Annotated in this window: 17 protein-coding genes; 11 read left to right on the top strand and 6 right to left on the bottom strand. The window is 71.9% G+C overall.

Going from position 1 to position 18,690, the window contains the following annotated elements:
* Positions 1–4: 4 nt before the first annotated feature.
* Positions 5–1,537, bottom strand: coding sequence for a DUF4331 domain-containing protein (locus QC385_RS37215; protein WP_279545821.1), 1,533 nt, complete (start codon positions 1,535–1,537; stop codon positions 5–7).
* Between the two features lie 227 nt (positions 1,538–1,764).
* Here QC385_RS37215 and QC385_RS37210 point away from each other — a divergent pair, with 227 nt between their 5' ends.
* The 3 genes from QC385_RS37210 to QC385_RS37200 all read left to right on the top strand — a co-directional run bounded on the left by QC385_RS37210 (position 1,765) and on the right by QC385_RS37200 (position 3,515).
* On the top strand, positions 1,765–2,307 hold the full coding sequence (locus QC385_RS37210) for a sigma-70 family RNA polymerase sigma factor (protein WP_167407442.1): 543 nt from the start codon (positions 1,765–1,767) through the stop codon (positions 2,305–2,307).
* Positions 2,304–3,122 (top strand): anti-sigma factor, encoded by an 819-nt coding sequence (locus QC385_RS37205; protein WP_279545820.1) that lies wholly within the window; start codon positions 2,304–2,306, stop codon positions 3,120–3,122. Before QC385_RS37210 ends, QC385_RS37205 begins: the two co-directional genes overlap by 4 nt.
* A 126-nt stretch (positions 3,123–3,248) precedes the next feature.
* Positions 3,249–3,515, top strand: a complete 267-nt coding sequence (locus tag QC385_RS37200; protein WP_086841716.1) for a hypothetical protein — start codon at positions 3,249–3,251, stop codon at positions 3,513–3,515.
* 181 nt (positions 3,516–3,696) lie between these two features.
* Here QC385_RS37200 and QC385_RS37195 read toward each other — a convergent pair whose 3' ends face one another.
* Positions 3,697–4,479 carry an ABC transporter permease gene (locus QC385_RS37195; protein ID WP_279545819.1) on the bottom strand — a complete coding sequence of 261 codons (783 nt, stop codon included), beginning with the start codon at positions 4,477–4,479 and terminating at the stop codon, positions 3,697–3,699.
* Complete coding sequence (locus QC385_RS37190; RefSeq protein WP_279545818.1) at positions 4,476–5,438, bottom strand: ATP-binding cassette domain-containing protein; 963 nt, start codon at positions 5,436–5,438, stop codon at positions 4,476–4,478. The genes QC385_RS37195 and QC385_RS37190 overlap by 4 nt, the downstream gene beginning before the upstream one ends.
* Before the next feature lie 63 nt (positions 5,439–5,501).
* Here QC385_RS37190 and QC385_RS37185 point away from each other — a divergent pair, with 63 nt between their 5' ends.
* Positions 5,502–6,218, top strand: a complete 717-nt coding sequence (locus QC385_RS37185; protein ID WP_279545817.1) for a TetR/AcrR family transcriptional regulator — start codon at positions 5,502–5,504, stop codon at positions 6,216–6,218.
* A gap of 11 nt (positions 6,219–6,229) precedes the next feature.
* Here the strand turns inward: QC385_RS37185 and QC385_RS37180 are convergent, their stop codons facing one another.
* From QC385_RS37180 to hmgA, 3 genes are read right to left on the bottom strand one after another with little or no spacing between them, the layout of a single operon-like run.
* Entirely contained in the window at positions 6,230–7,402 is a 1,173-nt protein-coding gene (locus QC385_RS37180; protein WP_279545816.1) for a type ISP restriction/modification enzyme, read from the bottom strand.
* A 26-nt stretch (positions 7,403–7,428) separates the two neighbouring features.
* Positions 7,429–8,178: a GntR family transcriptional regulator gene (locus QC385_RS37175; protein ID WP_279545815.1), complete on the bottom strand. Its 750-nt coding sequence runs from the start codon at positions 8,176–8,178 to the stop codon at positions 7,429–7,431.
* Positions 8,179–8,204: 26 nt separating this feature from the next.
* On the bottom strand, positions 8,205–9,557 hold the full coding sequence (gene hmgA / locus QC385_RS37170; RefSeq protein ID WP_279545814.1) for a homogentisate 1,2-dioxygenase: 1,353 nt from the start codon (positions 9,555–9,557) through the stop codon (positions 8,205–8,207).
* Positions 9,558–9,720: 163 nt separating this feature from the next.
* Between hmgA and QC385_RS37165 the strand changes: the two genes are divergently transcribed.
* The 7 genes from QC385_RS37165 to QC385_RS37135 all read left to right on the top strand — a co-directional run bounded on the left by QC385_RS37165 (position 9,721) and on the right by QC385_RS37135 (position 18,667).
* Positions 9,721–10,404 (top strand): hypothetical protein, encoded by a 684-nt coding sequence (locus QC385_RS37165; RefSeq protein ID WP_279545813.1) that lies wholly within the window; start codon positions 9,721–9,723, stop codon positions 10,402–10,404.
* Positions 10,401–11,018, top strand: a complete 618-nt coding sequence (locus tag QC385_RS37160) for a TetR/AcrR family transcriptional regulator (protein WP_279545812.1) — start codon at positions 10,401–10,403, stop codon at positions 11,016–11,018. The genes QC385_RS37165 and QC385_RS37160 overlap by 4 nt, the downstream gene beginning before the upstream one ends.
* Before the next feature lie 92 nt (positions 11,019–11,110).
* Positions 11,111–13,378 (top strand): molybdopterin oxidoreductase family protein, encoded by a 2,268-nt coding sequence (locus tag QC385_RS37155; RefSeq protein WP_279545811.1) that lies wholly within the window; start codon positions 11,111–11,113, stop codon positions 13,376–13,378.
* Positions 13,379–13,513: 135 nt separating this feature from the next.
* Positions 13,514–14,932 (top strand): CitMHS family transporter, encoded by a 1,419-nt coding sequence (locus QC385_RS37150; RefSeq protein ID WP_279545810.1) that lies wholly within the window; start codon positions 13,514–13,516, stop codon positions 14,930–14,932.
* Positions 14,933–14,954: 22 nt separating this feature from the next.
* On the top strand, positions 14,955–16,199 hold the full coding sequence (locus QC385_RS37145) for an MFS transporter (protein WP_279545887.1): 1,245 nt from the start codon (positions 14,955–14,957) through the stop codon (positions 16,197–16,199).
* Between the two features lie 42 nt (positions 16,200–16,241).
* Complete coding sequence (locus QC385_RS44140; RefSeq protein ID WP_336621344.1) at positions 16,242–17,120, top strand: class F sortase; 879 nt, start codon at positions 16,242–16,244, stop codon at positions 17,118–17,120.
* Positions 17,121–17,326: 206 nt separating this feature from the next.
* Entirely contained in the window at positions 17,327–18,667 is a 1,341-nt protein-coding gene (locus tag QC385_RS37135; protein WP_279545809.1) for an ABC transporter ATP-binding protein, read from the top strand.
* The last annotated feature ends 23 nt before the right edge of the window (positions 18,668–18,690 follow it).

The following is an 18,690-nucleotide window of genomic DNA, read 5'->3' as shown; positions in this document are numbered from 1 at the left end:
CGGGTCAGTACGCCCGGTTCCGCATGCGGCGCCACCACATGAGGGCCGCACCGATCAGGACGATGCCGCCCGCCCCGGCTCCGGCGGACGCGGCGATCAGACGCATGTCGTCCGAGCCCTGGGCGCCCGCCGGCTGGAGCGCGTCGCCCAGCTGGCTGCGGACGTCGTTGCCGCCGTCCACGCCCTTGGCGAGCGGGCCGCGCGAACCCTCCGTCGGCAGCGCGACGTACGGGAAGGCCTTCTCGAACTTCTTGTCGTTCTTGTCGACCGCGTCACCCAGGTCGTTCTTCGCGCCCAGCAGCTCGCCCTCGACGACCTGGAGCGAGGCGTCGATCACGTCGTCCGTCAGGCGACGGCCGTTCGGGAAGCCCGCGTTGTCTCCGTCCAGGACACCCAGCCGCTTGGGCTTGGCGGCCGGCTTGATGGACGTGTTCAGGCGCAGTTGCTCCGACGGCGTCACGTGCGGCGGCTGGTTGAGGTCCTTGACGCCCTTGAGGAACACGTCGACCAGGTCGTTGCGCGGCTCGGCGGGCGCCGGGATCTTGTAGATCGCCTCGATGAGCTTGGGCAGCTCCGGGTTGGTGACGTTCTTGAGGAACTGGGCGTCGTCCCGCGGCGCGGACGCGTTGAACTTGTCCTTGTCCTTCAGCGGGTTGACGACCTCGTTGACCAGCGGGTTGCCGAGGCGCGAGACCTGCGCGAAGTAGCCCTGGGCGTTCTTGCGCTGCGTCGTCGACCAGATGCCGACGACCGGCTGGTCGTGCGACTGGGTGATGAAGCTGTTGGGAACCTGGAGGGCGATGGTGTTGACGTTGTAGCCCTTGAGCGTGTCGTTGCCGACCTCGGAGAGGTTCCCGCCGTAGAGCAGGTCGAAGACGCGCAGGTCCAGGAAGAACGGGTCGTCGGCCTGACCGGCGAACGTCTGGGCGCCCCCGGCGAGCTTGTGGATCGCCTGCTTGCGCAGGGTGTTGTAGTCCGGCATCGACGCCTTGCCGACGTTCGACGGCGCCACCGGCACGTCGTCGGCGACCTTGGTCTTCGACACGGCCTTCAGGTTGCGCAGCTTGATCAGTTCGAGGTCGTACGTCTGCGTGATGTTGAGGTCGGGGTCGTCGAGGCTCTCGACCGGGCCCGTGTTGTACAGGAACGTCTTGTCGTTCTTCGTGTGCGTCTTGAACGTGTACCGGAAGAGCAGGTCTTCCTTCGCGTCACCGTTGCTGTCGATGCGCAGGTCGTACTGGGCGTCCTCGGCGAAGGTGAAGAAGTTCGGGCCGCCGGCCGGTTCCTCGAAGGGGATCCAGTTCGCGAGGATGGTCGTCGTATCCGGCTTGTCCGGGCTGACGAACGCGTACACGTCGGTGTTGTCGTACTGCGGGGTCCCCGAGATCAGGGGGGCTTCGCGGTGGCTGGAGGCGGAGGCCGCCTCAGGTTCCAGCGCGGTCACACCGGCGGCTGCGAGCCCGCCGGCGGCCAGCGCACCACAGATCGCGGTCGCGATGCTCCTGCGTCCCGCACCGGTCCTGGAGAAAGGTGTCATGCCGTCCGTCCTCAGTGCCAACTTGCCTGACACACGCCATTCGGAGCGGTCGGCCAAGCGGATTGGTGGAATCTCAAACGTTCTTACGGCGCGTCGGCAAAGTTGTTTCATCGCCGGGCGACCCGCGTTTTCGGCGCGCTGATCCGTAACCCCATCCGGAGGTGTGTGCGTTGCGAATGCCTCGTATGAGGGGACAGGCCCCATGCGGCCTGGGAGAGGGGGACCGAGTGGAGGCGGACGAGCTGCTGCTGCTCGTGGCGGGCGGCGACCAGAAGGCCTTCGAGGATCTGTACGGGCTGGTGTCCGGCCCGGTGTTCGGGCTCGTACGGCGCGTGGTGCGCGACCCCGCCCAGTCGGAGGAGGTGGCGCAGGAGGTGCTGCTCGAACTGTGGCGTTCGGCCGCGAAGTTCGACCCGGGCCGGGGCAGCGCGATGTCGTGGATCCTCACCCTCGCCCACCGCCGTGCCGTCGACCGGGTGCGCAGCGCCCGCGCCGCCGGCGAGCGTGAGCAGCGGGAGGCCTGGCGCGCCCACCACCCGGCCTTCGACCAGGTCACCGAGGAGGTCGAGGCGGGACTCGAACGCGAGTGGGTACGGGTCTGCCTGGACCGTCTCACCGACCTCCAGCGCCAGTCCGTCACACTCGCCTACTACGAGGGCTACACCTACCGTGAGGTGGCCGAGCGGCTGTCGCTGCCGCTGGGCACTGTCAAGACGCGGATGCGCGACGGGCTGACCCGGATGCGCGAGTGCCTGGGAGGCGTGGCATGAGTCTGTTCCGCCGCGAGGACCCGCACTCGCTCGCCGCGCCCTACGCGCTCGACGCCCTGGAACCCCCGGAGCGGGTCCGCTTCGAGAAGCACCTGAGGGACTGCGGCCGCTGCGCCGCCGAGGTGCGCGCCCTGTCCGAGGACGCCGCCCGGCTCGCCTGGTCCGCGGCCGCCCCGCCCCCCGCCGCCCTGCGCGACCGGGTCATGGCCGCCGTACGGACGACTCCGCAGGACCCGGTGCCGCAGGACACGGCACGCGAGCCGGCACGCGCGCGTGCGCCGCAGCTGCCGCCGCACGTGTGGGGCACCCGGCCGCCGCCGCGGCAGCGGCAGCGGCGCCGGATCCCGCTGTTCGTGCCCTTCGCCACGGCCACCGCCGCGGCGGCCCTCGTCGTCGCCTCGCTGTTCGCGGTGCAGGCGAACCGGACGCAGGATCAGCTCACCGCCGAGCGCGACCGGTCACGTGAGATCGCCCACGTTCTCGCGGCTCCGGACGCCCGCGCGAGCAGCGGACGGGACGGGCGGGGCCGAACCATCGGAGTGATCGCTTCCGCCACGGAGGGGAGTGCGGTGGTCACCCTCGGCGGATACGGTGCCCCGCCGGGCGGCCGAGTGCACCAGTTGTGGCTCATGCGCCCGGGCGCGCAACCACGCTCCCTGGGCCTCTTCGAGGGCGACACGCCCCTGGTCGCGACGGGTCTCGGAACCTCCGCGACGTCACTGGCCGTAACCGTCGAGCCCGGCGGCGGATCGCCGCAGCCCACCGGCCAGCCGATCGTCCAACTCGCCCTGAAATCTGTTGGATTCGGAGAGTAATCGGAGATACATCGTCAACCCCCTTATGGGGAAGGTGAATCCTGTGACCGCGATACACGAGTGCCCGGACGGGGCGATAGGGTTAACCTGCCCGGGCCGGGTGGACTCGTACGGGTGGGGAGTGACATGGAACAGATAACAGTGCGCAGCAGGGCGAGGGTCCCTGCGATCACCTGCGGGAGCAGCGCGACCAGTTCGCGCCTCGACCGCCACCTGTCGGTGCTGGGTGGCCCTGCCGTCCCGCAGCGCGAGACGGTCGAGGCGACCTCGCTGATGCGTGAACTGACCGCGCGTCAGCCGCAGGACCGCAGTGGCAGGGGAGCGCGCGTGCGCCGCGTCTCGCTCTTCGCACCGCTGCGCAGGCTGCGCCGCTCGCTGTTCGGCGGCAAGTAGGGACCCGCGCTCGGGCGGTCACACCGCCCCTGGTGCAACGCTGCGCACTCGTCGTCCGTCATCCCCACGGCACGCGGCAGCACCAGGTGTGTACCCGAGCGCGGCCCGCCTCCCGTCGGTGCCGCATCCCCGCCCGGCAGTGACCGGGGGCGTCGTCCGGCCTCGGTGTCCGGCCACCCGCTCACCGCTCCCCGTCTGCGTACTGACGCACGGCCAGCGGCACGAACACCCCGAGCAGCACGGCGCACCACAGCAGTGACCCCGCGACGGGGTGGGCCACCGGCCAGGCCGACCCGTCGGGCACCGGCGCGTTGCCGAAGAGGTCCCGCAACGCCGTCGCCACCGCGCTGATCGGATTCCACTCGGCGACCGTCCGCAGCCACCCCGGCAGCCCGCTCGTCGGGATGTACGCGCTGGACAGCAGCGGCAGCAGGAACGTCGCCCCGCCCAGCTGACCGGCCGCCTCCTCGTTCCGGGTGAGCAGCCCGAGGTAGATCCCGGCCCAGGTGCAGGCGAAGCGGAACAGCATCAGCAGCCCGACGGCCCCCGCCGCTGCGAGCGGACCGCCCTCGATCCGCCAGCCCACCGCGAGTCCCACCAGCAGGAACGGCACCGTCCCGACGGCCGTGACCACCACGTCCGCAGCCGCCTGCCCCAGCGGTACGGCCGCCCGGCTCATCGGCAGCGTACGGAAGCGGTTCGCCACACCACGGTGCGTGTCCTGGGCCGCCTGGAACATGCCGGTCATGATCCCGCCCGCGGCGGTCGCCACCAGCAGACCCGGCACGAGGAACGACCGGTACGCCTCGCCCGGCATCGCCAGGGCGCTGCCGAAGACGTAGCCGAAGAACAGCAGCATGCTGATGGGCATCGTCTGGGTGAGGATCAGCAGCCCCGGGTTGTTCCGCATCCGCAGCAGCTGGCGGCCCAGCATCGCGGTCCCGTCGTACGCCAGCATGCTCATGCGGCACGCTCCTTCTCGTCGGTCGTGGTCGTGGTGTCCGTGAGGCGCAGGAAGACGTCGTCGAGGGTCGGTGGCCGCAGACTCACGTCGAGCAGCGGCACGCCCGCCGAGTCCAGCGTGCGGACGAGCAGCGGGAGGGTGAGCGTCGGGTCCTTGGCGACCGCGCCGACGGCGTTCCGCTCGTGGTCGAACGACGGCTGCGCGCCCGTGAGCCGGTCGAGGACGGCCGCCGCCTTCGTGAGCGCGCCCGCGTCCGGCACGACGACCTCGGCGTGCGCCCCGACGAGCGCCTTGAGCTGCGCCGGCGACCCGGTGTGCGCGACCCTGCCGCGGTCCACCAGGGCGATGTCGTCGGAGAGTTGGTCCGCCTCCTCCAGGTACTGGGTGGTGAGGAGCACGGTCGTGCCCTCGGCGGTCAGGTCGCGCACCGCGTCCCAGATGAGGTTGCGGCTGGACGGGTCGAGGCCGGTCGTCGGCTCGTCCAGGAACAGCACCTCGGGGCGGCGGATCAGGCTCGCCGCCAGGTCCAGCCGGCGCTGCATGCCGCCGGAGTAGGTGGCGGCGGGCCGGTCGGCGGCCTCGGCCAGCCCGAAGCGGTCGAGGAGTTCGGCGGTCCGGCCGGCGGGGCCGCGCACACGGTGCAGCCGGCCGAACAGCAGCAGGTTCTGACGTCCGGTGAGGTCCCCGTCGATCGACGTGTCCTGCCCGGTGACCCCGATCCGGCTCCGTACGGCGGAGGCCTCCCGGACGAGGTCGTGCCCGGCGACCCGGGCGGAGCCCGCGTCCGGCCGCAGCAGTGTGGTCAGCAGCCGTATGGCCGTGGTCTTGCCCGCCCCGTTCGGCCCGAGGACACCGCACACCGTCCCCTCGGCCACCGCGAGATCCAGCCCGCGCAGGGCACGGACCTCCCCGAACCGCTTCTCCAGACCCTCACTAAGTACAGCGTACGTAGAAGTCATGGCAGGACCATAGCGCACTACGTACGGTGTACGTAACTAGGATGGAGGCCGAGGTGATGATCGATGGCGGGCCGAGCGGCCGTACCCGAAGTGATCTGGGCGCGCCCCGAGCGCACCGGCCGTGGGCCGAAACCGGCGTTCACCCGCGCCGACATCGCGGCGGCGGCGGTGCGGATCGCCGACGCGGAGGGGCTGGACGCGGTGTCCATGCGGCATGTCGCGGCGGAACTGGGCTGCGGCACGATGTCGCTGTACAACTACGTGCCCCGCAAGGAGGACCTGTACGAGCTGATGGTGGACGCCGTCGGCGCCGAGCACGAGTTGTTCGAGCCCACGGGCGACTGGCGCGCCGACATGCTCCGCAACGCGGAGGAGACGCGGGCCATCATGTACCGCCACACCTGGCTGCCGCGCCTGATGTCGGGGTTGTTCGGATTCAGTCCCAACACTCTGCGCTACCTGGAGCACTGCCTGGCCTGCCTCGAACCGCTCGACGTCCCGGCGGGCACGAAGACGGAGCTGATCGCCCTGCTCAACGGGGTCGTGACGACGTACGCGGCGAACGACATCGCGACCGTCGAGCGCACCCGCTCCATGCCGTGGTCCGTCGAGGAGGAGAACGCGGTCCGGATGGCCTATCTGGGCAGCCAGGTGGCCACCGGGGCGTATCCGCGACTGGCCGCGGCCTTCATGGAGCAGAGCGGGCCGGTCGACTTGGACGCGGTGTTCAAGCGAGCCCTCGAACGCGTACTGGACGCCTACGACCCCGAACCCCGTTAGGGCCTGTGGCTCTAGAGCAGCGCGAGCTGCCCCTCCGGCCCCTCCTCCGGGCCGTCCAGCACCGAGGCCGGGCGGCGGGCCGTCGCCGGTACCGGGAGGACGCCGGCTTCGCGCAGTTCGGTCGTCGTGATCGGGTCGGGGGTCGCCGGTTCGTCCGGCGGGCGGAGTTCGGACAGCAGGGCCAGCACCGTGATCAGTTCCAGCAGCTCCGACGTCCAGGTCTGGGGCCATGTGGCGGGGCGGATCGCGGCGAGCGTGCCCGGCTCGGCGTCGGCGACGCGCGCCGTGAACCACTGCTCCAGGACGCGCACCCCGCCCACCTCGAAGTCCCAGGCCTCCGGCGGCACCGGCGAGATGCGGCCCTCGTCCAGCAGGAGAGCCTCCTCGTCCCTGTCGTAGCGCAGGGTCAGGGGGCGGGAGGGCAGCGGGGCGCGGACGTAGGGGCGGCGGCCGCCGGGGAGCCTGGGGCGTTCGCCGTCGCGGCGCATCAGCCACAGCAGCCGGTGGCCCAGCTCCAGGCCCCGCGCCCAGGCGTCGGCGTCCCCGGTGAGGGGGATGGACAGGTCCGGGCGGGCCGTCGCCGTGATCCAGGCCAGCACGTCCAGTGGTGTGGGGGAGCCCCCCAGGCGAGTGGCCAGGTGGGCGAGCAGGCCGGGGGCCAGGTTCGGCTCCTGCCCGTCCGGCCGCCGGAACAGCGGGCGGATCCTGCCGGGGCGCAGCAGCGGGAGCAGTGAGGTGACGAGCAGGCCGGGGACTGAGCGGGCACCTCCCGGGGCCTCGGGGGTCTCCAGCACGAAGACCTGCCGTTCGTCCGCCACCCGCCACAGTTCCGGGCGGGCCGCGTCGATCAGCCGCTGGTCGGGGATCAGCCACTGCTCGTCGAAGGGGGCGTACAGCACGCGCACCGGCTCCGGGCAGGGCCCCGAGGCACGCGCCAGCTTCTGTGTGCCGCTGCCGGCCTGGCCGGGCAACTGGCCGACCGCCGTGTGCGGCGTGCGGGAACGGGTCGGCTCGAACAGGGTCTCGCGGTCGGGTCCCTCGGCCTTCATCAGGGCGTCCCAGCGGGCCTTCAGGGACGCCGCGTCGGGACCCGCCGGCCACCCCCGGCCGAGCCGCGGCGGTGCGACGGACCACGGCATGAGGTCCGCCAGCAGCGGAGCGTCGTCGTGCGTCACGCAGGGCATCGTACGGTGTGCCTCCGACCCGCGGGTCAGGTCGCCTCCAGGGTCACCGTGAAGGAGAAGCGGTCCCCCCGGTACTGGATGACGGCCACGTCCAAGGGCCGCCCGCCGGCGTCGTATGTGACGCCCGTGTAGTGCAGGATCGGGCTGAGCAGCGGGACATGGAGCAGGTTCGCGGTCTCCGGGTCGGCCAGGCGGGCCTCCACGGTGTCCGTGATGCGGCTGATGTCCGCCCCGACGACGTCCCGCAGCACCTTGGTCATGGGCCACCGGACCAGGTCGTCCAGGTCGATGCGCGCGGCCAGTTCGGGACGCACGTAGTTGCGGGCGTGGTTGGTCGGCTCACCGGTCTTCTCGTCGCTGCGCAGCCGGTGGTACGTCGCCACCTCGGGCAGTTCCGGGAAGAACTCGGCGAGTTCGGACGGCACCGGGGCGGTGCCGTGGTCCAGCAGCGCGGTCGTCATGCCGGACTGCTGGGCCACGATCGCGTCCACCGAGCCGAGCAGACGGACCGGGGAGCCCCGGCGCGCGTGCGGCTCGATGAACGTGCCGCGCCGGCGGTGGCGCGAGATGAGTCCCTCGTCCTCCAGCTCCTTCAGCGCCTGCCGCATGGTCAGCACGCTCACCCCGTAGTGCCCGGCGAGCTGCTCCTCGGTGGGCAGGCGCAGCGGGTCCCGGGGCGAGCGGCCGAGGATCGAGGCGCGCAGCGACTGCGACACCTGATACCAGAGCGGCAGCTTGCGGTTCAGGACGATCGAGTCCGGAGCGAAGGAGGTCACGGGTCATCCGTACCGGTCGGGACTGTTCAGTGCAAGGGACGGAAGTGCCGCTCCAGGCCCTGCCAGACGTCGTCGTAGCGCTGCTGGAGATGTTCGGCGCGGGCCGCCTGCGGGGTGAGGGTGATCGGCCAGCGCGTCTCGAACATGAACGCCAGGCCGTCGTCGATCTTCTGAGGCCTCAGCTCGGCGGCGCTCGCCCGGTCGAAGGTCTCCCGGTCCGGGCCGTGCGCCGACATCATGTTGTGCAGCGAGCCGCCGCCCGGCACGAAACCTTCGGCCTTCGCGTCGTACGCGCCCTCGATGAGTCCCATGTACTCGGTCATCACGTTCCGGTGGAAGTACGGCGGCCGGAACGTGTCCTCGCCCACCAGCCAGCGCGGGGCGAACACCACGAAGTCGACCCCGGCCAGCCCCGGAGTGTCCGACGGGGACGTCAGCACCGTGAAGATCGACGGGTCCGGGTGGTCGTACGTGATGGTGCCGAGCACATTGAAACGGCGCAGGTCATAGACGTACGGCACATGGTTGCCGTGCCAGGCGACGACATCGAGCGGGGAGTGGTCGTAGGTGGCCGTCCACAGGTTGCCGCAGAACTTGTTCACCACCTCCACCGGGCCCTCGACGTCCTCGTACGCGGCCACCGGGGCGCCGAAGTCCCGGGGGTTGGCGAGGCCGTTCGCGCCGATCGGGCCCAGGTCGGGGAGGCGGAAGGACGCGCCGTAGTTCTCGCACACATAGCCGCGGGCGGACTCGTCGAGCAACTCCACACGGAAGCGGACACCACGCGGAATGAGCGCCACATGGCCCGGCTCCACATGGAGCAGACCGAACTCCGTGCGCAGCAGCAGCCCGCCGTGCTCCGGGACGATCAGCAGCTCGCCGTCGGCGTCGCTGAACACCCGGTCCATCGAGGCGTTGGCGGTGTAGAGGTGCACGGCGATGCCGGTGCGCTGGGTGACGTCGCCGTTGCCGCCCAGGGTCCACAGGCCGGCCAGGAAGTCGGTCTCCGGCGCCGGGTCGGGGAGGGGGTTCCAGCGCAGGCGGTTGGGGTCGGGCACGGTCTGGGTGAAGGGGGCGGTGCGGACGGAGCCGTTGTGCGTGCGGGTGAACGCCGGGTGCGCGGCCGACGGGCGGATCCGGTACAGCCACGAGCGGCGGTTGTGCGCCCGGGGCTCGGTGAAGGCCGTACCGCTCAGCTGTTCCGCGTACAGCCCGAGCGGGGCCCGCTGGGGCGAGTTGCGGCCCTGGGGCAGTGCGCCCGGGACGGCCTCGGAGCTGTGCTCGTTGCCGAAGCCGGAGAGATAGGTCAGCCCTTCGGCGGTCTTCCTCGCTCCCCCACGCTCGAACCCGCTCGCGCGGGAGGTACCCCCATCGCTCATGATCGCTGCTCCCTTGCGGTCTGATTCCTATGTAACACCGTAGGATTGCGATTTCCCCGGCGCAAGGGGGACGCGCGGCCCGGTGTGACCTCCTCTGGACGGACAAGGAGACCCGACTCCAGGACGATCCGCCGGAACGGACGCGTGTTCTACGCTCCCCGGCATGACGTGGACACGGGGACATCTGGCCGTGCTCGCGGTCTGCGTCCTTCTCCTGACCGGATCCGCGGGCTGCGGCTCGGGCGATGCGCGGGAGGGCGGGGCGTCACCCACACGCGTGGGCAGGCTCCTGGAGGACCGGGACGCCGAGGGGCGTCCCTACCGCGAGGTGGCGCGGCGGGACGCCCCCGACGTCGCCGTCGAGGTGCAGCCGGACGCGGCCGGCGGCTGGGACGTACGCCTGACCGTGCGCAACTTCCGTTTCTCGCCCCCCGGTGCGGCGGCCCGGGCGGTGCCCGGGCAGGGTCTCGCGCGGCTCTATCTGGACGGCCGCCCGGTCGCCCGGCTCCGCACCCCCGAGTGCCGTCTCGCCGACCGCCTCGTACCGCGCGGCACGCACCAGGTCACGGTCCGCCTCTACGCCGACGACGGCACGGTGTGGGCGGTGGACGGCGCACCCGTGGAGAGCACGGCCGACATCACCGCGTCGGAAACCGGCCCCGACCCCGAGCCCGAAGCCGACCCCGAGCCTGATCCCGCGCCCGAGCCCGACCCCGCGCCGAGCGCGGACCCGCGGCGTCAGGCGCGCACGCACTCCCGGACCATGGACACCCGGTCCCGGATCACGGACACCCGGTCCTGGATACGGGGGCGAGGTTCACCGGACCGCGCCGGAGGGGCATCATGAAGCCCGTGCCCCACGCGACATCGCTCCGCCGTGCGCCCGTGCAGCGGCGCAGCGCCGAACGCCTGACCAGGATCCTCGACGCCTGCGCCGGCCTCCTCGACGAGGTCGGCTACGACGCCCTGAGCACCCGCGCCGTCGCCCAGCGGGCCGGTGTCCCCATCGGCTCGGTCTACCGCTTCTTCGGCAACAAGCGCCAGATGGTCGACGCGCTGGCCCAGCGCAACCTCGAGCACTTTTCGGAGCGGGTCGTCCAGCGCCTGCGGGAGGCGGGTGACGGGGGCTGGCGCGAGGCCATGGACGCCGTGCTCGACGAGTACCTGGAGATGAAGCGCACCGCGCCCGGCTTCTCCCTCGTCGACTTCGGCAACCAGATCCCGGTCGGCGCCCGCCAGGCCGAACCCAACCACCGCGTCGCCGACCGCCTCACCGAACTTCTCTCCGGTTTTCTCGGCCGCGAGCCCGACGAGGAGCTGCGCCGGGTCTTCCTCATCGCCGTGGAGACCGCCGACACCCTCGTGCACCTGGCCTTCCGGGTCGCGCCGGACGGGGACGAGAAGATCATCGAGGAGATGCGGGAGATGCTGCGGGCGTATCTGGCCCGGGTGCTCGACTGACCTCGTGGCGGCCAGGGCCTCCCCTCCATGCATACCGGTCGGTATGCTCGGGCCGTCCGTGCGTCACCGTAGCCGCCGCCCCTGGAGGACCCGTGTCCCGCACCGCCCTGCGTATCTGTCCCCTGTGCGAGGCCACCTGCGGCCTTACCCTCACCATCGAGGGGACGCGCGTCACCCACGCCCGCGGTGACCGCGACGACGTCTTCAGCAAGGGGTTCATCTGCCCCAAGGGCGCCTCCTTCGGGGCCGTCGACGCCGACCCCGACCGGTTGCGCACCCCGCTCGTGCGCAGGGACGGCGAGCTGCGCGAGGCCACCTGGGAGGAGGCCTTCGACGCGGTCGCCGCCGGCATCCGGCCCGTCGTCGAGCGGTACGGCCCGAACTCCGTCGGCGTCGTCCTCGGCAACCCCAACGTGCACACCATGGCCGGCGCCCTCTACCCGGCGCTGCTGCTCGCCGGGCTCGGCACGCGCAGCGTCTTCACCGCCTCCACGGTCGACCAGATGCCCAAGCACGTCTCCAGCGGACTGCTCTTCGGCGACGCGAACGCCATCCCCGTGCCCGACCTGGACCACACCGACCATCTGCTCCTGATCGGCGCCAACCCGCTGGAGTCCAACGGCAGTCTGTGCACCGCCCCCGACTTCCCGGGCAAGCTGAAGGCCCTCAAGGCCCGTGGCGGCACGCTCGTCGTGATCGACCCGCGCCGCACCCGCACCGCGAAGCTCGCCGACCGGCACATCGCCGTGCGGCCCGGCACCGACGCGCTGCTGCTGGCGGCGATGGTCCGGGTGCTCTTCGACGAGGGGCTCACGGAACCGACCCCGCACGTCCAGGGCATCAAGGAAGTGGCCGATGCCCTGCGGGAGTTCACCCCCGAAGCCGTCGCCGCCGCCTGCGACGTCGAGGCCGACGTCATCCGCGCCCTCGCCCGCGAGCTCGCCGCCGCCTCCACCGCCGCCGTCTACGGCCGCATCGGCAGCTGCACCGTCCCGCACGGCACCCTGGCCAGCTGGCTCGTCGACGTCCTGAACATCCTCACCGGCAACCTCGACCGGCCCGGCGGGGCGCTGTTCCCGCAGGCCGCCACCGACAAGACCCCGCGCCCCGCCGGACCGGGCCGCGGCTTCGCCCTCGGGCGCTGGCACTCCCGCGTGAGCCGGCACCCGGAGGCCAAGGGCGAACTGCCCCTCTCCGCCCTCGCGGAGGAGATCGACACCGCCACCGAGGAGGGCGAGCCGGTGCGCGCGCTCCTGGCCGTGGCCGCCAACCCCGTGCTCTCCGCGCCCGACGGCGACCGGCTCGACAGGGCGCTCGAATCGCTCGACTTCATGGTCAGCGTCGACCCGTACCTCAACGAGACCGCACGCCACGCCGACGTCGTCCTGCCCCCGCCCCCGCCCTCCCAGAGCCCGCACCACGACTTCGCCTTCAACACCCTCGCCGTTCGCAACCAGGTTCGCTACAGCCGCCCCGCGATCCCGCTGGAGCCGGGCCGGATGGCCGAGACGGAGATCCTGGCCCGGCTCATCCTCGCCGTCACCGGCATGCACGGGGCCGACCCCGCCGCCGTCGACCAGATGGTCATCGACCAGACCCTGGGCAAGGCGGTCGAGGAACCGCACTCGCCCGTGCACGGCCGTGACCCCCGCGAACTCGCCGCACAGCTCACCGGTGACACCGGGCCCGAGCGACGGCTGGACATGATGCTGCGCCTCGGCCCCTACGGCGACGGCTTCGGCGTGGAACCGGACGGGCTGACCCTCCAGAAGCTGCTCGCGCACCCGCACGGCATCGACCTCGGCCCGCTCCGGCCCCGGCTCCCGCAGCCGCTGAAGACCAGGAGCGGCAAGGTCGAGTTGCTGCCGCAGCCGATCGCGGACGACCTGCCCCGCCTCAAGCACGCCCTGGCCGAGCGCCCCGACGGACTCGTCCTGGTCGGCCGCCGCCACCTCCGCTCGAACAACAGCTGGATGCACAACGTGCCCGCCCTCACCGGCGGCTCCAACCGCTGCACCCTGCACATCCACCCCGAGGACGCCGAACGGCTGGGCGTGCGCGACGGGGCGCCGGTGCGGGTGAAGGGCGCCGGGGGAGAGGTGACCGCACCGGCCGAGGTCACGGACGAGGTGCGCCGGGGTGTGGTGAGCCTGCCGCACGGCTGGGGCCACAGCCGCCCCGGCACCCGTCTCAGCCATGCCGCGACCGACCCCGGCGTCAACGTCAACCAGCTCCTCGACGGCCGCCTGCTCGACCCGCTGTCCGGCAACGCGGTCCTCAACGGAGTGCCCGTCGAGGTCGCCCCCGAGACGGCCCCCGGATGCGCATCCGTGACCGAAAAGCTCACCGCTCTGACCTGAGCAAAGCTGTGACCAGCAGTTTTGCGCTTATTGCTCGCACGTCAACGTCTTGTTAACGCTGCTTGAACGCACCTAACGTCTCGGACACCGCCGGCCCTGGTGGGATGTTCAAGGGCGAACGTTAGGTATCCACTCATGCTGACCATCCTCGGCTTCGCCATGATCGCGACCTTCCTGGTCCTGATCATGATGAAGAAGATGTCGCCGATCGCGGCGCTCGTGCTGATTCCCGCGCTGTTCTGCGTGTTCGTCGGCAAGGGCGCCAAGCTCGGCGACTACGTCCTCGACGGCGTGACCGACCTCGCCCCCACTGCGGCGATGCTCATGTTCGCGATCGTCTACTTCGGTGTGATGATCGATGTCGGTCTCTTCGACCCGGTCGTCCGCGGCATCCTCAAATTCTGCAAAGCCGACCCGATGCGGATCGTCGTCGGCACCGCCGTGCTCGCCGCGATCGTGTCGCTGGACGGCGACGGCTCCACCACCTTCATGATCACCGTCTCGGCGATGTACCCGCTGTACAAGCGCCTGAAGATGAGCCTGGTCGTGATGACCGGTGTCGCCGCCATGGCCAACGGCGTGATGAACACCCTCCCCTGGGGCGGCCCGACCGCCCGCGCCGCGACCGCGCTCAAGCTCGACGCCAGCGACATCTTCGTCCCGATGATCCCGGCGCTCCTGGTGGGCCTGCTCTTCGTCTTCGTCCTCTCCTACGTCCTCGGTGTGCGTGAGCGCCGGCGGCTGGGCGTGCTGACGCTGGACGAGGTGCTGGTGGAGGAGAAGGTCGAGGAGAAGGAGAGCGAGACGGTCCTCGTGGGCGCCGGCGGCTCCGGCGACGGCAAGGTCTCCATGCACAAGGGCGTCGCGGGCGGCGCGGGTTCCGGCACGGACGCCGACGAGCAGGACGACGACTTCCAGGGCCTCGACCCCCACCGCGCCACGCTGCGCCCCAAGCTGTACTGGTTCAACGCGCTGCTCACGGTCGGCCTGCTCACCGCCATGATCATGGAGGTGCTGCCGATCCCGGTGCTGTTCCTGCTCGGCGCCGCACTCGTGCTCACCGTCAACTTCCCGCACATCCCGGACCAGAAGGCCCGCATCGCCGCCCACGCCGAGAACGTTCTGAACGTCTCCGGCATGGTCTTCGCCGCCGCCGTCTTCACCGGCGTCCTCCAGGGCACCGGCATGGTCGACAACATGGCCAAGTGGATGGTGGACGTCATCCCCGGCAGCATGGGCCCGCACATGGCCCTGGTCACCGGCATCCTCAGCCTTCCGCTGACGTACTTCATGTCGAACGACGGCTTCTACTTCGGCGTCCTGCCCGTCCTCGCCGAGGCCGGCGCCGCGCACGGCGTCTCCCCGCTGGAGATGGCCCGCGCCTCCCTCGTCGGCCAGCCGCTGCACATGTCGAGCCCGCTGGTCCCGGCCGTGTACGTCCTGGTCGGCATGGCCAAGGTGGAGTTCGGCGACCACACGAAGTTCGTCGTGAAGTGGGCCGCCCTCACCTGTCTGATCATCCTCGGGGCGGGCATGCTCTTCGGGATCATCTGACCACCGCATGGAGGACGTCATCGTGAGGCCCGGTGGGAACCGCGGCTGGCTGCTCCGCCTCGTCATCGCCTTCAGCTTCGCGCAGGGGGCGGTGTCGATGGCCCGGCCCGCCGTCTCCTACCGGGCCCTCGCGCTGGGCGCGGACGAGCGCGCGGTCGGCGTGATCGCGGGTGTGTACGCGCTGCTGCCGCTGTTCGCCGCCGTCCCCCTGGGCCGCCGGACCGACCACGGCCGCTGCGCGCCCCTGCTGCCCATCGGCGTGGTCCTCATATCCGGCGGCTGCGCGCTCAGCGGCGTCGCGAACTCCCTGTGGGCGATGGCCCTGTGGAGCGGCGTGATGGGCCTCGGCCACCTCTGCTTCGTCATCGGCTCCCAGTCCCTCGTCGCCCGCCAGTCCGCGCCGCACGAACAGGACCGCAACTTCGGTCACTTCACCATCGGCGCCGCGCTCGGCCAGCTCGTCGGCCCCATCGCCGCGGGCGCGGTGATCAGCGGCGACGACATGACGGGCACCAGCGCGCTCGCCCTGATCGCGGCGGGTGCGATCGGGGCGGTCGCGTTCACCTCGCTGTGGCGCATCGAGCACCGCCGCACGGCGGCCACCTCCCGCGCGGAGAAGGGCGACCGTGTCCCGGTCGGGCGCATCCTGCGCACCCGGGGTGTGCCGGCCGGCATCCTCATCAGCCTCGCCGTGCTGTCCGCGACCGACATCCTCACCGCCTACCTTCCGGTGGTCGGCGAGCAACGGGGCATCGCGCCGTCCGTGATCGGCGTCCTGCTCAGCCTGCGAGCGGCGGCCACCATCGCCTGCCGTCTGGCGCTCACGCCCCTGCTGCGGCTGCTCGGCCGCACCCTGCTGCTCACGGTGACCTGTCTGCTGGCGGCCCTGCTGTGCGCGGGGATCGCCCTGCCGATGCCGGTGTGGGCGCTCGGCCTGCTGCTGGTGCTGCTCGGCTTCTGCCTCGGTGTCGGGCAGCCGCTGTCCATGACGACGGTCGTCCAGGCCGCGCCCGACGAGGCCCGTTCCACGGCCCTGGCGCTGCGCCTGACCGGCAACCGGCTCGGCCAGGTGGCCGCGCCCGCCGCGGCCGGGCTGATCGCCGGGGTCGCGGGGGTGGCGGCGCCGTTCGTGATGCTCGGGGTGCTGTTGCTGCTGTCCTCGGGGGTTGCGGTGCGGTCGCGGGGGGAGCCGGGTGCGGTGGCGGGGGAAGGGGCGGGGCAGACCCGCCGGTCGAGAGTGCGGCCGCGCCGGAAGAGCGATATCTGACGCGTCGTAGGGCGCAGTTGCGTCCGTTTCGTCGGCCGGGCCCTGGTACCGGACGCGGGCCTACCGCCTGGCCCGGACGATCGTCGTGGGCGTCTCATTGCTGGTCGGCGTCCTCTTCTGGGACCGGGGCGAAGAGCCCGGCTCGGTTACCACGGCCCTTCCGCGGGGCTCGGCCGCCGCCGGGGCTCTGCCGGGCGACTCGCGCCCCGACCGGGCTGCCGTGCCCGGCGGCGTGGGCCTCACCCCGACCGCCCGGCCGGACCCCACCCGGCAGCCCGGGCGCCGCACCGGCAGGCCCCCAGCACACCCGTCCCGTACTCCTGTGCCCCGCAAAACCCCCGGCTCCCGCGCCGACGGGCAGCGGACGCAGCCCCCGCGGCCCGCAGCCGCCCACCCCGAGCCGAACAGCACCGGCACACCCACCCGCAGGCCCGCCCGGACCGCCCGGCCACCCTCCGCCCGCTGCCCCCCTCCCGGGCCACCCGCCTGCTCATCCCCTACCTCCGTGTCGACGCGTCGGTCATGGACCTGGGCCTCGACCGCGAGCACCGCCTCACCGCACCCCCGGAGGACGACCCGAAGCTCGTCGGCTGGTACCGGCAGGGCGCCTCGCCGGGCGAGCGGGGCACCGCAGTGGCCGTCGGGCATCTCGACACCGACAGCGGTCCCGCCGTCTTCGCGGGGCTGACCGAGCTGAAGCCGGGCCGTATCGTCAAGGCCCGCCGCGCCGACGGGCGGATCGCCGTATACACCGTCGACAAGATCAAGTCGTACGGGAAGGCGCACTTTCCCAGCCAGGAGGTGTACGGCGCCCGGGGCCGCCCCGAGCTGCGCCTGATCACCTGCGCCGGCAGTTACGACCGCAGGAAGGGCTACTCCGGGAACGTCGTGGTCTTCGCCCACCTCACCGGCATCCGCTGACCCCGGGAGGCCTGAGCCGTCCCGGGCCATGGCCGAATCGGACCGTCCGCCTTCTCACCAGCTGGACCAGGACCCCCGATCGCGCCCCGTGTCTTCCCCAGGCCGCCTACATTCCGTTAACTTCCGTGACACACAGCCCCGTGCGACCCGTACGGGGCTTCCGACCGCGGAGCACCAGCGCCCTGAAGACCCCTCGGGGGCACCTCATGACACGCGCCATCTCCCTGCACGACGTGAGCAAGGCCTACACGCGAGGCGCCCGCGTGGTGGACCGGCTGTCGCTGGACATCACGCCGGGCGAGTTCCTCGTGCTGCTCGGCCCGTCCGGCTGCGGCAAGTCGACCGTGCTCCGGATGATCGCCGGCCTGGAGGAGATCGACGAGGGCGAGCTGCTGCTCGACGGCGAGTACGCCAACGACCTGCCGCCGTCCGGGCGGGACATGGCGATGGTCTTCCAGAACTTCGCCCTCTACCCGAACATGACCAGCCGCGCCAACATCGGCTTCCCGCTGCGTATCGAGGCCCCGGGCACGGACCCCGGGCCGCGCGTGGACGCCACCGCCCGGATGCTGGGCATCGAGGATCTCCTCGACCGCCTGCCCGCCCAGCTCTCCGGCGGTGAACGCCAGCGGGTCGCCATGGGCCGGGCCATCGCCCGCCACCCCTCCGCCTTCCTGATGGACGAGCCGCTGTCCAACCTCGACGCCAAGCTCCGCACCCACCTGCGGGCCGAGATCTCCCAGCTCACCCGCGAACTGGGCGTCACCACCGTCTACGTCACCCACGACCAGTCCGAGGCCATGTCGCTCGGCGACCGCGTCGCCGTGCTGCGCGGCGGCGTGCTCCAGCAGGTCGACAGCCCGCGGGTCGTCTACGCGCTGCCCCGCAACGTGTTCGTCGCCGCCTTCATCGGCACCCCGCGCATCAACCTCCTGCGCGGCCTGGTACGCGCCCCGCTGGACGGCGCGATGACCATCAGCCTGGGCAAGCAGTTCCTGCGCCTGCCCGAGCCGCTCTCCCTGGACCACCAGCTGCTCCGCGTCCAGCAGGGCCGCGAGGTCATCGTCGGCCTGCGCTCGGAAGCCGTCCGGATCGCCAAACACTCCGCGGCCCGCCCGGGCGAGGTGCCGATCACCGGACTGGTCGAGCACGTGGAGTTCCAGGGGCACGAGATCCTCGTCCACTTCAACACCGGATCCAGCCCCGCGGTCGTCCCCGAACTGGAGGCCCCGCGTCCGCGCCCCGGCCGGCCCGTCCGGCGGCGCCGCCGCGAGGGATCGGTCCTCACCCGGCTGCGGGAGCGGACGGGAGCCGGCCGGGCGGGACCCGTGGTGGCCCTGGAGCACCCGGGGGATGCCGATCCCCGCCCCGCGACCGCCGACGCCCGCCTGCCCGGCGACCTCATCGTGCGCACCACCCCGGACCTGGCCCTCCGCCACGGCATGCAGGTGCCGCTCCTCGTGGACCTCGCCCACCTCTTCGTCTTCGACCAGCACGGCGACCGCATCTGCCCGCACCCGGCGCGCCTGCCCGATCTGGAGGAGTGAGGAGCCGCACACCCGGGCGGGGT

This window comes from Streptomyces sp. DH10 (assembly GCF_029813805.1).
Classification (GTDB): domain Bacteria; phylum Actinomycetota; class Actinomycetes; order Streptomycetales; family Streptomycetaceae; genus Streptomyces; species Streptomyces coeruleofuscus.
Note: the sequence above shows the minus strand (reverse complement) of the source record. Positions and strands in the feature narration are given on the sequence as shown.

Bases quoted from the DNA above. Each gene is read 5' to 3' on its own strand.
- QC385_RS37215 (WP_279545821.1), bottom strand. From the start codon at position 1,537: ATGACACCTTTCTCCAGGACCGGTGCGGGACGCAGGAGCATCGCGACC.
- QC385_RS37205 (WP_279545820.1), top strand. From the start codon at position 2,304: ATGAGTCTGTTCCGCCGCGAGGACCCGCACTCGCTCGCCGCGCCCTAC.
- QC385_RS37200 (WP_086841716.1), top strand. From the start codon at position 3,249: ATGGAACAGATAACAGTGCGCAGCAGGGCGAGGGTCCCTGCGATCACC.
- QC385_RS37195 (WP_279545819.1), bottom strand. From the start codon at position 4,479: ATGAGCATGCTGGCGTACGACGGGACCGCGATGCTGGGCCGCCAGCTG.
- QC385_RS37190 (WP_279545818.1), bottom strand. From the start codon at position 5,438: ATGACTTCTACGTACGCTGTACTTAGTGAGGGTCTGGAGAAGCGGTTC.
- QC385_RS37185 (WP_279545817.1), top strand. From the start codon at position 5,502: ATGGCGGGCCGAGCGGCCGTACCCGAAGTGATCTGGGCGCGCCCCGAG.
- QC385_RS37180 (WP_279545816.1), bottom strand. From the start codon at position 7,402: ATGCCCTGCGTGACGCACGACGACGCTCCGCTGCTGGCGGACCTCATG.
- hmgA (WP_279545814.1), bottom strand. From the start codon at position 9,557: ATGAGCGATGGGGGTACCTCCCGCGCGAGCGGGTTCGAGCGTGGGGGA.
- QC385_RS37165 (WP_279545813.1), top strand. From the start codon at position 9,721: ATGACGTGGACACGGGGACATCTGGCCGTGCTCGCGGTCTGCGTCCTT.
- QC385_RS37160 (WP_279545812.1), top strand. From the start codon at position 10,401: ATGAAGCCCGTGCCCCACGCGACATCGCTCCGCCGTGCGCCCGTGCAG.
- QC385_RS37150 (WP_279545810.1), top strand. From the start codon at position 13,514: ATGCTGACCATCCTCGGCTTCGCCATGATCGCGACCTTCCTGGTCCTG.
- QC385_RS37135 (WP_279545809.1), top strand. From the start codon at position 17,327: ATGACACGCGCCATCTCCCTGCACGACGTGAGCAAGGCCTACACGCGA.